This window comes from Roseomonas rosulenta (genome assembly GCF_016106005.1).
Taxonomy (GTDB): Bacteria; Pseudomonadota; Alphaproteobacteria; order Acetobacterales; family Acetobacteraceae; genus Neoroseomonas; species Neoroseomonas rosulenta.
Genome location: NZ_JACADR010000089.1, coordinates 1 through 16079, shown reverse-complemented (window position 1 = coordinate 16079; position 16079 = coordinate 1). Strand labels below are relative to the sequence as shown.

At 74.5% G+C, this 16079-nt stretch carries 4 protein-coding genes; all 4 read right to left on the bottom strand.

The window, feature by feature from the left end:
• The coding region (locus HW578_RS12735; protein WP_198370925.1) for a two-partner secretion domain-containing protein at positions 1-11679 on the bottom strand (11679 nt) is incomplete at its 3' end.
• Positions 11680-11781: 102 nt separating this feature from the next.
• Positions 11782-13539, bottom strand: a complete 1758-nt coding sequence (locus HW578_RS12730) for a ShlB/FhaC/HecB family hemolysin secretion/activation protein (protein ID WP_198370924.1) — start codon at positions 13537-13539, stop codon at positions 11782-11784.
• A 128-nt stretch (positions 13540-13667) separates the two neighbouring features.
• The gene (locus HW578_RS12725; protein ID WP_198370923.1) at positions 13668-14228 is read right to left on the bottom strand and encodes an OmpA family protein; all 561 of its coding nucleotides are present in this window, start codon (positions 14226-14228) and stop codon (positions 13668-13670) included.
• 298 nt (positions 14229-14526) lie between these two features.
• The coding region (locus HW578_RS12720; protein WP_198370922.1) for an FAD-dependent oxidoreductase at positions 14527-16079 on the bottom strand (1553 nt) is incomplete at its 5' end.

Sequence of the window (16079 nt, the reverse complement as noted above, 5' to 3'; positions counted from 1 at the left end):
CCCGTTGCTCGCGAGCGCGCCCGCGGCCTCGAGGCTCGCGGCGCGGCCGGCCACGAGGCTGCCCGCCAGGTTGATCGGCCCGCCGCTCGCGCGCAGCGTGGCGTCACGGGCGGCGACCAGCGTCGGCTCGCCGCTGAGGGCGCCGCCCGCCGTCAGCAGAAGGTCGCCCCCGGTGCTCTCGATCCGCCCGCCGGTCGAGAGGCTGCCGCCCGCGGCGAGCGTGGCGTCGCCCGCCGCGCCGATCGTGGCGGTGGTCGTGATGGCACCCGGCGCGGTTGCGAGGAAGGTGGCGCCGGTCCCGATCGTGCCGCCGAGCGTGGCCGTGGTCCCGGCGGCGAAGGTGAGGGCGCCGCCCGCCGTCGCCGCGCCCGAGAAGCCAAGCGCCCCGCCGGCGGTCAGGCTGGCCGGGCCGCTGGCGGAAAGCCCGCCCGCGTAGTTGATCGCACCACCCGCCACGAGCGTGGCGGTGCCGGGCCCGCCGGTCACGCCGATGCTGCCGCCGGATGTAACGGTCAGCCCCTGGTCGGTGCTCAGCGACAGGCTGCCGGTGGCCGAGACGGTGCCGCTCACCAGCAGCGGCAGCACCGTGTTCAGCGCCAGCACCGGCCCGGTCGCGACCAGCCCGCCGAGCTCGACGATCTGGTTGTCCTCGGGCAGCGAGACGCTGCCGCCGTTCAGCGTGAACAGGCCGGTCACGATCAGCGCGCCGGCCTCCTGGCTGACGCTCCCGGCGCTGTCGATCGCGACGGAGGTGCTGCCCTGCACCAGCCCGGCCAACGTCACCGTATTGCCGCCGAGGGTGATCGCGGGCGCGATGATGCCGCCGGCCGTCAGCGCGCCGCCCGCGGTGATGCGCGCCGAGACCGGCGCGGTAATGGCGCTGGCCTCGAGGTCGCCGGCCGCGCCGAGCACCACCCGCCCTGTGGCGCCCGCCACGGGCAGCGTGCCGGCGGCGATGCCGGTCGCGGTGCCGAACAGGTTGGTGGCGCGGCCGAGTTCGAAATCCCCCTGCGCGGTGCCGGTGATGGTCGCGACATCGACCGTCCCCGCGCTCTGCCGCACGCTGCCCCCGGCAGTCCCTGGCTGCCCCGCCACCAGTTCCAGCGTGTCGACGCGCACCACGCCGCCGGCGCGCAGCGGCACGTCGCCCGCCACCAGGATGTCGCCGGCCGAGCGCACCGTCCCGTCGCTGCCGATCACGAGGCGCAGCGCCCCTGTGTCACCTGCGCCACCGATCCGCGCGATCTCGGCCGTGCCGAGTGCGAGCGTGCCCGCGGCCGCATCTGGGCCGCCCAGCGTGACGCCGCGCCCGGGCGTCTCGGGCAGGATGCGGATGACACCGGCCGGCGCGCGCAGCGCGGCCTGGATGTCGAGGTCGTCGGCGCGCAGCAAGATGTTGGCGCCGTTGGGCACCTCGATGGCGCTGCCGGATGTGCCGGCGCGCAGTTCCATCAGCCCGGCGCCGCCGCGCACCACCACGTCGCCGCCGGCGGTCACGCCCGCCAGCGCACCGATGCGGTTGCCCGCCACGCCGGGGTCGAGCAGCACGGCGCCATTCGGGAAATTGGCCGAGAGCACGGGCACGTCGAGCAGCGTGCCCGTCGCCTGGGTCAGCGCGCCGTCGCCGGCGAGCGTCAGGCGGCCCACGCGCGGCGCCGCGCCATCGACCAGGTCCACGGTGCCGGCGATGCCGACCGACCCGGTCTGGCCGATCTGGCCGAGCCGCAGTTCCGCCGCCGGCGTCCCGCTCGGCAGGAAGCCGAGTTCCGTGCTGTCGAGGGTGATCCGCCCGGCGGTCGCGCTGCCGGCCGCACCGCCCAGCACATAGCCGATATTCGCGTCCGTGGTGATCGGCAGCAGCGTGATCACGCCGCCGGGTGCGCGCAGCTGTGCGCCGATCGCGAGGTCGTCGGCGCGCAGCGTCAGCGCCTGCCCCGTGCCCACCTGCAGCGCGCCGGTCACGCCGAGCGTCGCCGAGCCGCCGAAGCCGTTGCTGCGCAGCGTGGCGCCGGCACCGGCGTTGAGGCCGAGGCCGAGCGCCACGCCGTTCGCGTCCCGCCCGCCGCCGAGTGCGCCGATCGCATTGCCCGCCAGATCGATCGTGACGCTCCCGCCGGCCAGGGCGGCGAGGTTCGCCGCGCTGATGGTGCCGCCCGTCTGGGTGATGTCCCCGCCGCTCGCCGCGCCGCCGTTGAAGCTGCCGGTGCGCAGGATGATCTGCCCGTTGGGTCCCGCCGCGCTCAGTGTGTTGGCGAGCGTCAGCCCCGAGGCCTCCAGCGTGAGGGTGCGGTCGGTGCCGACCGAGACCGGCAGGTCGAGCGTCAGCGCCAGTGCGTTGCGAAGCGTGATGTCGCCGCCGGCGCTCAGCGCCGTCAGGTCCTGGATGGTGTTGCGCGCGGTGCCGTCGGGGTTGGCGCCGGCCAGGCGCAGCGTGCCGGCGGCCTCGGCCGAGAGCGTCGCCGCCGAGAGCCGCGCGTCGGCGGCCTGTACCAGGTCGCCCGTGGTGGCGCGCAGCGTCACGGTGCCGCTGCCCAGCACGTCGTTCAGCGTGAGCGCGGCGGCGGCGATGTCGATCGCCCCCGCTACCTCGGTGCCCGGCCCGCCCGCGCCCACCGCGCCGACCGCGGTGGCGCCGGTGGCGCGCAGGGTCACGCCGTCATTGGCGGTGAGCGTGGCGTTGTTGACGGTGTTGTCGCCGGTCAGGCGGATCTCGCCGGCCGCGGCGGTGGCGGTGAGGGTGTTGGCGCGCACCGCCGCCTGCGCGGTCGTGCCTGTGATGTCGCCGGCGGTGGCGGTCAGCGTCACCGCGCGGCCGGTGTTGTCGATGGTGACCTGGCCGGGCGCGAGCCCGGCATCGGACAGCGTGATGTCGGTCGCGCGATAGGTCACGCCGCCGCCGCTGCTGGTGGTGCGGCGGACCTCGAGCGCGCCCTCGGTCGCGACATTGATGCCGCCCAGCGCCTGCACCCCCACCACCGGCAGGTCGTTGCCCGCCTGGGCGATCTGCACGGTGCCCGCGCCCTGCAGCGCGGTGACGAACAGCGCGCCGGCCGACAGCCCGCCCGCGACCTGGGTGATGCTGCCCGTCCCGCCCGGCGTGAGCGCCAGTTCGAGCCGCGTTGCATCGGCGGGATCGAGCGTCCAGGCGCCGCGCAGGCGGATGTCGGGGGCGGCGGCGAAGAGCGTGCCGCCATTGGCATCGAGCAGCGCGAGCTCGGCGGCGGTCAGCCGCACCGTGCCGGCATCCGCCTGGTCGCCTCCCAGGCTGAGCGTGCGCGTGGAGCGGATCTCGATCCGCCCGGGCGCGCCGGCGCCGGTATCCACGCTGGCGCCCGCGAGCAGCGCGAAGTCGGGTGCCTGCAGCGCGATGGTGCCGCCCGCGCCCGTGGTGATCGGCGCGGACAGGGTGAACAGCCCGGTGGCGAAGTCCGCCCCGGCGGTGACCAGCCGGACGGAGGTGCCGCCGGCGGCGATGCCCGAGGTGCCGTCGGCCGAACCCGCGACGACCGCGCCGATGCGGCTGCCCGTCGTGCCGATCGCGATGTCGCCGGCCGCATAGGCGCTGAGCTGCGGCACCGACAGCGCGAAGCCGTCCGCCAAGATGTTGCCGCCGCTGCGCAGTTCCAGCGCCTGCGGCGCGCTGGCGCCGGTCAGGTCGACCGCGCCGCGCAGCGTGATGGTGCCCGAGCTCACCTGGTCGAAGGGCTCGAGCGCGCCGATGATGAGCCGCCCCGTCTGGACCTGCTGGATCGCCGCCGCGCTGATCGTGGTGGTGTCGCCGAAGCCGCCGAAGCCGCCCAGGCCGATCGTGCCGCCGGCGGTGAAGGGGGCGAACTGCACCACCCCGCCGGGCGCCAGGAAGGCCGTGCCGGGGAAGGTCACGCTCAGCCCGTTGGCAAGGACGCTGATGGCCCCGCCGGTGCCGGCATTCACCCGTGCCCCCACCTGCAGGTCGGACAGGCTGTTGGCGATCAGGACGGTGCCGCCGGGCGCGGTCAGCACGGCGTTGGTCGAGGTCGCGCCCCCGGCGCTGAGCCCGGCCAGCAGCCGGACCACCTGGTTCGCGCCGCCCAGCGTGATGTCGCCGCCGGCCGAGGCCGAGAGACCCTGGGTGCGGATGATGCCGGCATCCTGCGTGATGGTGCCCGCCGCCGGCGCGTCGAAGGACGCGCCCGTGCGCAGCACCGCGCGTCCGCTGGGCGCGTTGGCGGTGATGTCGCCCGCCAGCGTCAGGCCCGGCCCTTCGAGTGTCACCGCGCCGCCGATCGCGGCGGTGGCGGTCGCACCCTCGACCGTCAGCGCCGTCGCGTTGCGCAGCGTGAGGCTGGCGCCCGAGGAGGGTGCGAGCCTGCCCACGGCATTGAGGTCGGCCGCCAGCAGCGACCCGCCCCCGTCCAGCGCCACGGTGCCGGGCGCGGTCACGCGCAGCCGGTCCGCGGTGATGCGCGCGCCGGTCGTCTGCGTGATGCCGCCGGTGGCGGAGGACAGGTCCACCTCCGCCCCGGCCGCGGCGATGCCCGGCGCGGCGACGGCGTAGCCGCCATTGGCGCGGAAGACGAAGCTCTCGCCCGCCGCCACGCCGCCCGAGACCTGGCCGACGCTGTTCAGCGCGCCCGGCGAGCCCATCAGCACCGAGCCCGCATCCGCGATGGCGGACAGGCGGGTCGCCGAGACGCTCCCGGCGGCGCCCTGGACGATGTCGCCGGACGTCGCGTGCAGCGTCAACAGTCCATTGGCAGCCTGCAGGTTGAAGGTCGAATCGAGCGCGATCGACCCGCCATGCAGCGTGGCGTTGCTCGGGAAGGATGTGGTGATCGGCCCGCCAACGCGGAGCACGCCCGAAGTCGGGCTGTCGTGCCCGACGACCAGGGTTTGCGCGAACAGCAGCGGGAAGGTGCCGGCGGAGAGGAACAGCGACGCCGGGTCGTCGACGCCACCCAGGCGGATGTCGCGTGTCGGGCTGCGCGGCGCGATGTCGATGGTGCCGGTCGCCGCGGCGAACGGATCACTGGCCAGCACATAGGAGGAGACGGCCAGCCGGTCGGCGCGCAGCCGCACCACGCCGCCGACCGCGGTCGCGGCCACGCCCTCCCCGAACAGGGCCGTCGAGGGCGTGATCGAGAGGTCCGCAGCAGAAAGCGTCACGGAACTGCCGCGCACGCCGCTGACATCGCCCACGCCGCCGCCCGCGAAGGGCACGCCCGTGATCGTCGTGGTGGTCAGCGCGCCGATCGTGTCGATCGCGAAGGTCCCGGCCGCGAGCGCGGCGATGGCCCTCACGTCGTTCGTGCCGGCCGTGAGGTCCACCGCGCCGTCGCTGCGCAGGCCGAGCGCGGCCGCGCGGATGCCCCCTGCCTCCTGCGTGATGTCGCCGCCGGCGCCGAGGCGCACGATGCTGGACGGGTTGCTCCCGCCGGTCACGCCGACCGTGCCGCGCAGCGTCATCGCCTCCGGCGTGGTCAGCGTGATGGTCCCGAAGCCGAGCGACGCCCCGGCATTGAGCGTGAGCGTGCCGACCGCGCTCACCTGCAGCAGCCCGCCCGCACCGGAATGCGCGATGGCGCCATCGAGCGCCAGGTCGCCCGCGGCGTTGAAGGCCAGCGTGCCGCCCACCGTGCTGGGGCCCAGCACCGCCACCGCGTTCCGGTCCGCGGGCAGCGTCGGCGCCAGAAGCGCGCTCCCGCCGGCCGTCACCTCGAGCCTGCCGGCGGTGATCGCGGCATCCGCCGCCGCCTGCTGGATGTTCCCGGTGGTCGCTTCCAGCCTGACCGTGCCGGTGCCGGCGCTGATCGGCGCGTTCAGCGTCAGGTTGCCGGCATTCGCGATGAAGGTGATGTCGGCATTGCCCCCGCCGACCGGCGCCACCGCCGACCCGATGGTGACGCTCGTATTGGTGCGATAGCCGAAGGCATCCCTGAAGGAGAAGGTGCCGAGCGAGGCCACGGCATTCGGCGCCTGGTCGAGCAGGATGGCGCCATCCGCGGTGGCGGTCAGCAGGTTCGCGGTGATTGTGCCCGCGGCGGTCTGGGAAATGGTCTGCCCCGCGCCGGTCGCGGTCAGCAAGACCGTGCCGCTGGTGCCGGGCGTGATCAGCGGCGCCTCGATCAGCATCGAGGCGCCCGTGAGCGAGAGCGTCGCGCCCGGTGCCGCCGCCTCGGCCGCCGTGGCGACGGTGAGCGCGCCGTCGGTGGCGAAGGCGATGGAGCCGGTGGCGTAGAGCGAACGCGGCCCCGCCGCACCCGAGGGCGTCCCGCCATCGGCCAGGCGGAAATCGCCCCGGCCGGCCAGCGTGATGCCGCCGACCCCGGCATGCGCCACCAGGTCGGCCGTGCCCCCCGTGGCTGCCAGCGCGCCGCCCGCCGCCTGGGTGATGGCGCCGCCGGCGCGCAGTTCGATCTGCCCGGCCGTGCCGCTTGCGGTGACATCGACGGCGCCGAGCGTGATCGCCGTCCCGGCATTGAGCCGCAGGCTGCCCGCGCCCAGCGCGGCATCGACCGCGATTGCACCGGTGCCCACCGCTTCCAGCGCGACGCCACTGCCCAGCGCCAGCGCCTCGCTGAAGATGACCCCCGCGCCGGTGACCGTGCCCGTCCCCGGCTCGGTCGTGCGGCCGAGGCGGATGGTGGCGGCGCTCGCGCCCTCCAGCGCGGCCGCGGCCACCTGCAGCCGGGCAGGATCGGCCGCGCCGCCCACCTGGACCACGCGCGCGGCGGTGCGCGGGCCGATCTCGAGCGTGCCGTCGGCGACCGACAGGCTGCCGGCCCCGCCCACCGACAGCCTGTCCCCGCGCAGCGTCAGCGTGCCGCCCGTGGCGGCGGTGACACCCGCGTTGATGGCCAGGGCATCGGCCACCAGGCGCACGTCGCCCGTCGATGTCACGCCGTTCTGCCCGGCCGCGACGGTCAGCCCGCCCGCGGTCAGCGCGACGCTCGCGCCATTCGCCTGGATCACCGAGACGTTGCCGGCGACGTTCGCCTCGATCACGCCGGTGAAGACGCCGGCCGGCGTGGCGACGGTGCGCAGGTCCACCTCGCCGATGCTGTTGCTGCCGAGCAGGCTCAGGCTGCCGGCGCGGGAGTTCCCGCCGGCGCCGCCGCGCACCGTCAGCCGGCCTGCCCCGCCATCGAGCGCGATGCTCGCCGCCGCATTCTGCGTGATCGCGCGCTGGGCGTTGAGCGCCAGCGACTGTGCGGTGATCGCCGCGGTCGCGCCCATCGCGAGGTTGCCCGTGCCGGCGTCGTTGTAGGCGGTGAGCGTGACGTTGCTGAGCCCGCCGCCCGAAGCGTTGGCGGTGATGGTCCCGGCGATGTCGAGGTCGCGGGCGCGCATCGTGATGTCGCCATCCGCGGTGGTGGCGCCCGTCACGCGCAGCCGGCCATTGCCGCCGGACAGCACGATGTCGTGGTTGTTGCCCGTAGCCTCGGCCGAGATGTCGAGCGCGGTCGCCCGCGCGGCGAGGCCGGTGGCCGGGTTGCGGAAGGCGAGCACGCCGTCCACGCCCTGGGTGATGTCCCCGGCGGCGACGAGCGCCACGGATTGCGCGTGGATCGCGCCATCGAGCGTGAGGGTGTTGTTGTTGCCCTGGACCGTCAGGCTGGCCGCGCCCGCGACGCTCAGCACCTCGTTGGGCTTCAGCGAAATCCCCTCGGCGCTGGTGACGGCGAAGCCGCCATCCGCCGTGCCGCCCGAAAGCAGCGCGAGCGCGCCATTGCCGCGCGTGAGCGCGACATCGCCCGTGCCGGTGACCGTGGCGGCGAGGTCGAGCCCGGTCGAGGCGCCGGCGCGGTTCGCGATGGTGCCCGCGGTCTGGCCGATCCCGGTCGCGGCCGTGAGCGTCAGGCCGGTGGCGCGGACATCGCCCTCGAGCGCGATGGCACCCGTGCGCGCGGTGAGCGCGACGGCGGTGCCGCTCACGGTGTCGGTGACGCGCAGGCTCTCGGCGGCGACCGTGAGCCCTGCATTCGCCGTGCTGGCGCCGAGCGCGAAGACATCATTGCCCGCCCCGTCGAGCAGCACCGCGCCATTCGCCGCATTGGCCGTGAGTGCCAACTCGGTGCCCGCCGTCACATGCGCGATGCTGCCGTCGGACTGGGTGACGCCGGTCTCGCCCGAGAGCGCCAGCGCGGTGGCGCGGATGTCGGCGCCGATGGTCAGCGCGCCGGTGTCGGCGGTGAGGGTGACGGTGGTGCCCTCCACGGCGCCGGTCGTGCGCAGCGCATCCGCCACCACCGTGAAGGCGCCGCCCGCCGTGCTCGCACCGAGCGCCAGCGTGCCGTTGCCGGGCTGCGAGAGATCGACGGCGCCGGCCGCCGCATTGGCGGTGAGCGCGAGTTCGGTGGTGGCGCCGGTGCTGTGGCGGATGTCGCCGCCGGTCTGGCTGATGCCCGCCTCGCCCGCCAGGGTCAGGCTGGTGGCGCGGATATCGCCGCCCAGGGTCAGCGCCCCCGTGTCGGCGGTGAGCGAGACCGCGGTGCCGCTCACGGTGCCGGTGGTGGACAGCGTGTCGGCCGCGACCGTGAAGGTGCCGCTGGCCGCGCTGGCGCCGAGGGCGAGGTTGCCGTTGTCCGCCTGGGCCAGCGAGACGTTGCCGCCGGTCGCGTTCGCCGTGACCGCGAGCTGCGTCGCGGCATCGGTGCTGTGCTGGATCGTGCCGCCGGTCTGGTTGATGCCGGCGGCGCCGGCCAGTGTCAGGCCGGTGGCGCGGATGTCGGCGCCGATGGTCAGCGCGCCCGTATCGGCCGTCAGCGACACCGCGGTGCCGGAGATGGCGCCGGTGGTGGCGATGGTGTCCGCCGCCACGGTGAAGCCCGCCGTCGCGCTGCTGGGCCCGAGCGCGAAATTGCCGTTGCCGGCATTGTCCAGCGAGACCGCGCCGTTCCCGGCGACGGCGGTGACCGCCAGCTGCGTGGCGACGTTGCCGCGGAAGAAGATGTTGCCGCCGGTCTGGTCGATCGCCGTGCCGGCACTGAGGTCGAGGCTGGTGGCGCGCAGGTTGGCGCCGATGTCAAGGGTGCCGGTGCCGGCAGCGAGCCGCATGGCGGCCGCGGTCATGCCGCTGCTCACCGTGAGGTTGCCGCCGGCGACGATCTCGAGCCCGCTGCCGGCGGGACGCGTCAGCGCGGCGGCGATGGTCACGTCGCCGGCGGTGACGGTGCCGATACCGCTCACCGTCGTCTCGCCGAGGCGCAGCCGGCCGGTGGTGATCGCGTTCAGGTCGGCAGCGGCGAGCACGAGCGTGTTGCCGGCATTGTTGCCGACGCGCAGATCGCGCCCGGCGGTCTGCGGGCCGATCTCGACGATGCCCGAGGCCGCGGACAGGCTGCCGTTGTTGCCGATGCCAATGGTGTCGGCACGCAGGGTCAGGGTGGCGCCGGAGCCGGCCGCGACGGCGGCATCCACCGTGAGGGTGCCGCCGGAGACGAGGTCCAGCGAGGATCCCGCCGGGCGCGTCAGGGCTGCGGTGATGTCGACATCCCCGGCGGTGACGGTGCCGAGGCCCGACAGGGTGGTCGCACCCAGGACCAGCGTGCCCGTCGTGGCGGCGTCCAGCGGTGCCGTTCCGAGCAGGAGCCTGTTCGCGCCCGCGCCGCCGACCTGGAGATTCCGCCCCTCGGTCTGCGGCCCGATCGCGATGGTGCCGGTGGGGGCCGAGAGGCTGCTGCCGGCGCCGAATGCCATGGTGTCGGCGCGCAGCGTCAGGGTGGCGCCGGAGCCCGCCGCGACGGCGGCATTCACCGTGAGGGTGCCGCCCGAGACGAGGTCCAGCGAGGATCCCGCCGGGCGCGTCAGGTCCGTGGTGATGTCGACATTGCCGGCGGTGACGGTGCCCAGCCCGGACAGCGTGGTCGCGCCCAGGCGCAGCGCGCCGGCCGTGGCGGCGTCCAGTGGGGCCGCCGCGAGCACCAGCGTGTTTGCCGCACTGCCGCCGACCTGGAGATTGCGCCCCGCGGTCTGCGGCCCGATCGCGATGGTGCCGGTCGGGGCCGAGAGGCTGCCGCCGGCGCCGAAGGCCATGGTGTCGGCGCGCAGCATCAGGGTCTGGCCGGTCCCTGCCGTGACAGGGGCATTGACGGTGATGGTGCCGGTCGCTGCACGCGCCGCGAAATCACCGCTGACCGTCACCGAGGCGCCGATCGTGACATCGCGCCCGGCGAGCAGCGTCAGCCCGCCGTTGGCCTTGTCGATCGCGGAGGCGACGGTGATGTCGCGCGCCGCATCCAGCGTGACCGTGCCCTCGAAGCCGGCGATCGCTGCGGTCGAGATCCGCGTCCATTCGGTGTCGGCGCCGGTACTCGCCGTGACGATTCCAGTCCCGGTCGGCGGCGCATCGAGCGCAAGGATGATCGAGGTTACGGTGTCGCCGCTCGGCAGGGTGGGCGTGGCGGAATCGCTGACGATGATGTTCTGCGGGTCGATCAGCAGCTCGCCGTTGACGCCCGCAGGCGCGCGCACGTCGATCGTGCCATCGGCCACCAGAGCACCCTGGCCCGAGAGCTCGACGAAGCCGCCATTGCCGCCCGAGGGCCCGCCGCGTGCCGAGAGCGTGCCGCGCATCTCGGTGCGTTCGAGCGAGTTCAGCACCAGCATGCCGCCATTGCCGGACCCGGTGGCATCGGCGCGGATCTCGGCGCCGCGCTCGACGATGGTGCGCGCCGCCATGGTCTGGTTGCGCCCGCGACCGGTGGTGCCGACCAGCACCTGCCCGCCGCCCGCCCCACCCGAGGCATCGATCCGCGCGGTCGCACCCGCCGTAACCGTGCCGGTGGCCTGCAGCGCGATGCGCCCGCCCACTTCGTTCGCGCCGCCGGTGGCGGCGACGCGGCCATCGACGCGCACGCCGCCGCCTTCGGCGCGGATCGCCACGTCGCCGGTGCGCGTGCCGACCGTGGGCGCCTCGATGCGTCCGGTCTGGCGCACCAGGTCCTCGACCAGGCCCGAGGCGGCATGGGCGGTGATCAGCACCGACCCGCCTGCCGCCTCGATCACGCCGGAATTCGTGACCAGCGCCTGGCCGCCCTCGGGCGCGGTGCGCACCGCCTGTGTCACGTCGATGCCGATCAGGCCATCGCCAGCGAGATCGAGGACGAAGGTCTCGGCCGCGCCGAGTGCGACGCGCCCGAGCCGGGCGCGGATCACGCCGGAATTCGAAACGCCGGGGCCGACCAGCGCCGCGAGGCCGCGATCCGCGACCGTGATGGTGCCGTGGTTCTCGACCCGCGCGCCGGGGCGTGCGGCCTGGTCGAAGGCCATGCGGCCGGCCATGAAGTTCTCGTTGGTGATGCCTGCGGCCGAGGCGATCAGCGAGCCGACATTCACCTGCGCCCCGCCGGCGAAGACCATGCCGGACTGGTTCACGATGGCGACACCGCCATTGGCCTGCACGCGCCCGGCGATGACCGACGGGTCGGGCCCGACCACGCGGTTCAGCGTCCAGGAGCCCTGGCTCGGCTGGACGAACTGCACCGTGTGCTGGCTGCCGACGTTGAACTGCTGCCAGTCGATCGCCGCGCGGTCGGTGCCCTGGGTGATGGTGGTGCGCCCGGGCGCGCGCGTGATGCCGGCCTGCCCCGCCACCACCTGCCCGCCGGTTGGCCCCGTGTTCGGCGCGGGCTGCGCCATGACGGGCCCGGAGGCGATGGGCAGCAGCGCTGTGGTCGCGAGCAACCAGTCGCGGCGCACCGCGTGCCTGCGCGGCGCCCGCGCCGGCACGGGCCGCGGCGCTGCCGGTAAGGTCTTTCGGGCGGTCCGCCGGGAACCGCGCTGCGCCGCGCCTGCCATGGATCAGAACCTTATCAGCGTGCGGAGATAGAGCTGCGTCGCACGCAGCGGATCGGAGAACGCACCATCGGGACGGGTCGTGATGCGCCGCGCCACTTCCAGGTCGACCTGCACCGTATCCGCAAGGACGGTGCGCACGCCACCTCCCCATGAGGAGAGCCGGCGGTCCGCGTCGGTATCGAGGTTCTGGTACGCCCAGCCCATGTCACGGAAGGCATAGAACTGCGAGGAGCCGCGGTTGTTCCCGAGCGCCGGCTGCGCCGCGAGGTCATAGGCGATGTCGAGCTGCAACTCGAGCGCGTAGCCATAGCCCCAGTCGCCTGTCACCTGCCCCGAATAGAAGCCGCGGCCGAGCCGCGAGCCGCCGAGGTAGTACTTCTCGGCGTTCGGCAGGATGTTGGTCGACCACTGGCCCGAAACATAGGCCTGGAAATTGAACATCGCCCCGTCGAAGGGCGACCAGATCGGCTGCACGCGCTGGTAGTCGCCGGTGTATTTCGTGAAGTCGAACTCGCTGCCGATGCGCGTGGCCAGCGGGTCGTTCGCCGGCGTCGCGTCCCACACCGCGAGGCCCTGGTGGATGCGCGCCGTCGCCTGGTTGGTGGCGGGCGGCAGGAAGGGGATCAGCGTGTCGAGCACCTGTGCGTCGAAGCCGCCGCGCGCGGTGCGGATGCGGTCGCGCCCCGCCACGTTGCGCCCGGACGAAGTGCCGACACCGGTGTAGATGTCGCTGTCGAAGATGTCGAACTGCGCCACGGCGTAGAGGTTGGCCGGGCGCGAGCGGATGATGGGGTAGGTCGCGACGACGCCGGCGAGGCGGTTCTCCGCCTCGTAGCCGATCTCGGCGAGCTGCCCGGTCGGCAGCGTGTTGCCCATTCCGGCATAGACGCGCACGCGAAGCCCCGATCCGCCGACGAAGGTCTCGACGCTCGCCTGCGTGAACCATTGCGAGGCCTGCTCGGCGCCGAACAGCGAGATCTCGGTCCGCTCGCCGAACTCGGTAAAGGAATTGAGCCCCGCGACCAGCAGCGCCTGCCACGGCCCGGTCAGCTGGTAGGCGCGGTTGTCGACGTTGAAGTAGCCGCTGACCGCCGCGCGCGAGAGCTGCGCGACCAGGCGCAGCGCGCCCGGCTCGCCCTGGATCGGCTGCAGCACCCCGCGCACCGTCACCCCCGGCACGTCAGAGGCGAGCAGCAGCGCGCGTTCCACCGTCGCGGTCGAGATCGGCCGCTGGTCCTTCACCCGTTCGAGGAAGCGCAGCACCTGCGTGCCCGCCGGGCCGATGTCGCCATCGAGGCGCACTTCCGCGACATAGCCCTCGGTGATGGCGAAGCGGACCTCGGCGCGCCCGTCGGGCTGCGGCGCGAGTGCCGCGGCGACCGAGACGAAGGGGTAGCCCGCGCGGCGATAGAGGCCGAGCAGCGTGAGGCGCGTCTCCTCGATGCGTGCGAGCGTGACGGTGCGCCCCTCGATCGGCGCCAGCACGGCGCGGATGGCGGCGATGTCGAGGACCGTGTTGCCCTGCGCCATGGCGGTCGAGACCGCGACCTCGCGCGATTCGCCAGGGCCGCGCTGCGCCTCGGGCGGCGGCGGCTGGGTGCGCGGGGACAGGGTCGGCGGCGTGCTGGGTCCGATGCGGTCGATCAGGTCGGCCGGCGGCGGTGGCAGGCGGGGGATGTTCGGCGGCGCCTGCGCGAATGCCAGGGCCGGCGAGAAGAGTGCCAGGGAGGCGGCAAGCCACCGGGCCGGGGTGCGTATCAAAGGGTTCGCCACGCTCACCTCACGGGATTTGCAAGTAATACCGTGACTTAACGGTCGCGAAACCCTTGTTGTGTAACGCGCAGGTGAAATTGCCGGGCCGTAGCGCTGCTGCAACGGTTCGCCGGGCGCTACTCGCCCAGATTGACCACCTGCACGCGGCGGTTGCGCGGTTCGGCGCGGCCATCGCCCGTCGGGACCAGCAGCGTACTCTCCCCGAAGCCCACCGGCTCGAGCCGCGCGGCGGCGATGCCGTAGCGCTGCACCAGCATGTCGCGCACCACCGTGGCGCGGCGTTCGGACAGGGCCTGGTTCATCCCGGCATCGCCGACCGTGTCGGTGTGTCCCTCGATCCGGAAGCGCGAGCGCGCCAGTTCGGACGTGGCGAGAGCGCGCGCGAGCGACGCCACCACCGCCTCGGCCTGCGGCGTGAGCTGCGCCGAGCCGGTGGCGAAGGTGATCATCAGCGATACCGCCGGCACATCGGGAAGCGCCGTGGTGCCGGCCTGCACAGGCGAGCGCGGGTCGAGCGGCGTGACCGGCGCGGTGACCGCATCACCCTGGTTCGGGATGCGCAGGCCGCGGGTGAGGTTGCGCACGATGCTGTCGGCGACCGGGTCCGGCGCCTGGGCCGGCGACGGTTGGGCCGCCAGAAGGACGAGCAGGGCCGCGAGCACGGGTGAAGTGCGCATGGGCGTCTCTCCGTCCCGGCCTGGCCGGCCCGGCGCTGGCCTCAGCTCGGGGTGCCCTGATCCTACCCCACCCTCCGGTCGAGTGGAACCGCCGTGCGGTCCTGCCGGCCGGGCACGTGCTGCGCCGGGCGTCATGCTCCGGGCGGGAGGTCCGGTGCCGTTGCACCTGCCGGGGTGCCGGCGATGCTCGCGCCCGGCCGGTCCGCCGGATCGACTGCGGCGGGCTGCGCCGTGTCGCGCGCGGGCGTGCCGGGGCACGACGCGATCGCAACCGGGCACGGGGTGCACGCGCCCGCGCTCAGCCGAAGCGCGCGATCGAGAAATCCGCGCCCACCGCCTCACGCCCGAGCACCGCATCCGCGGTCATGCGCCCTGCCACGGGGCCGAGCGTGTAGCCGGAGGAGGTGACGGCGGCGAAGAAGCCGGGGCAGCCCGGCGCCTCGCCCAGGATCGGCGCGCGGTCGATATGCACGTTCATCCCCGTCCAGGCGCGCAGCACCGACATCCCGGCGACCGCGGGCACGACATGGCCGGCGACCCAGAGATTGCCCTCGATGCTCTCGCGCCGGTTGCGGGTGGCGCCGGTCGCGGCGTCGTGCACGCCCGGCCAGGCCCCGCCGATCAGCAGGTGCCCGTTCGGCCCCTGCTTGAGCGAAAGATGCCGCCCGGCATGGGCGACGAGGTGCGGGATGAAAGGGCCGGTCGCCTCGGTCGCGATCACCTGCTGCACCAGGCCGCCGACCGGCAGCGTCACGCCCGCCAGGGCCGCGATGCGCCCGGACCATGGCCCGGCCGCGACCACGATGCGTCCGGCGCGGATGGTGCCGGATTCGGTGGTCACGGCGAAGGCGGCGCCCTCGCGCGCGATGGTCGTGACATCGACGCCCCCCACGACGCGCGCCCCGGCCCGCTTCGCGAGCGCCAGCAGCGCCGCCGTGCCGCGCAGCGGGTCGATCTGGCCCTCATCCGGGCAGAAGGCCGCGCCGAGGAAGCGCGGCGCGAGATAGGGCGCGATGTCGCGCAACTCGTTCGCACCGATCACGTGGCTGTCGATGCCCGCGCCGCGCTCGACCGCGGTCTTCCCGTGCAGCCATTCGAGCTCGGCCGGCGTCTCGGCCAGCATGATGCCGCCCTCGGTGCGGATGCCGCAGCCCTCGCCGGCATCGCGCGCGATCTCCTTCCACAGGGCGATGGAGCGCGGGCCGAGCGGCAGCGTCGCCGCGGCCGGCCCGGCGGTGCCGAGTGCTTCCGCCTTGTCGCCGAAATCATAGGGCAGCAGCTGCACATGCAGGCTGCCGGCATTGGCCGTGCTGGCGGCGAGGCCGGGCTCCGAGCGGTCCGCGACCAGCACGTCCACGCCCTCGCGCGCCAGATACAGCGCAGTGGAGAGACCGAGCACGCCGCCGCCGATCACCAGCACGTCGCAGGCGCGGTCCTCGGGCCGCAGCCGCACGGCGGGGCTGCGCCAGGTGCTCGGCGTGGGGGCGTGGATGACCGGGGCATCGAAGCCCTCCGGCACCTCGCGCATCAGCGCCGCGGCCGGGATCGGCTTGATGGGCGCGCGGGGGGCGGCGAAGGCGGCCTCGGCGGCGGGGGCCTTGGCGAGGCGCGCGACGGTCGCGCCGCACATCCGCCCCTGGCAGCGGCCCATGCCGGCGCGGGTCTCCTTCTTGAGCGCGGCGAGGGTGCGCGCACCCGTGCGCATGGCCTCGCGCAGCGCGCCGGCTGTCGCCTCCTCGCAGCGGCAGACCGTCGTGCCATCGGCGATGGCGGCCGGGTCGAAGGCGGGGGCGGCGAAGATGCGCCACAACGCGCGCTGGAACGCCAGCGCGCGGTCGAGCTCGCGACGCG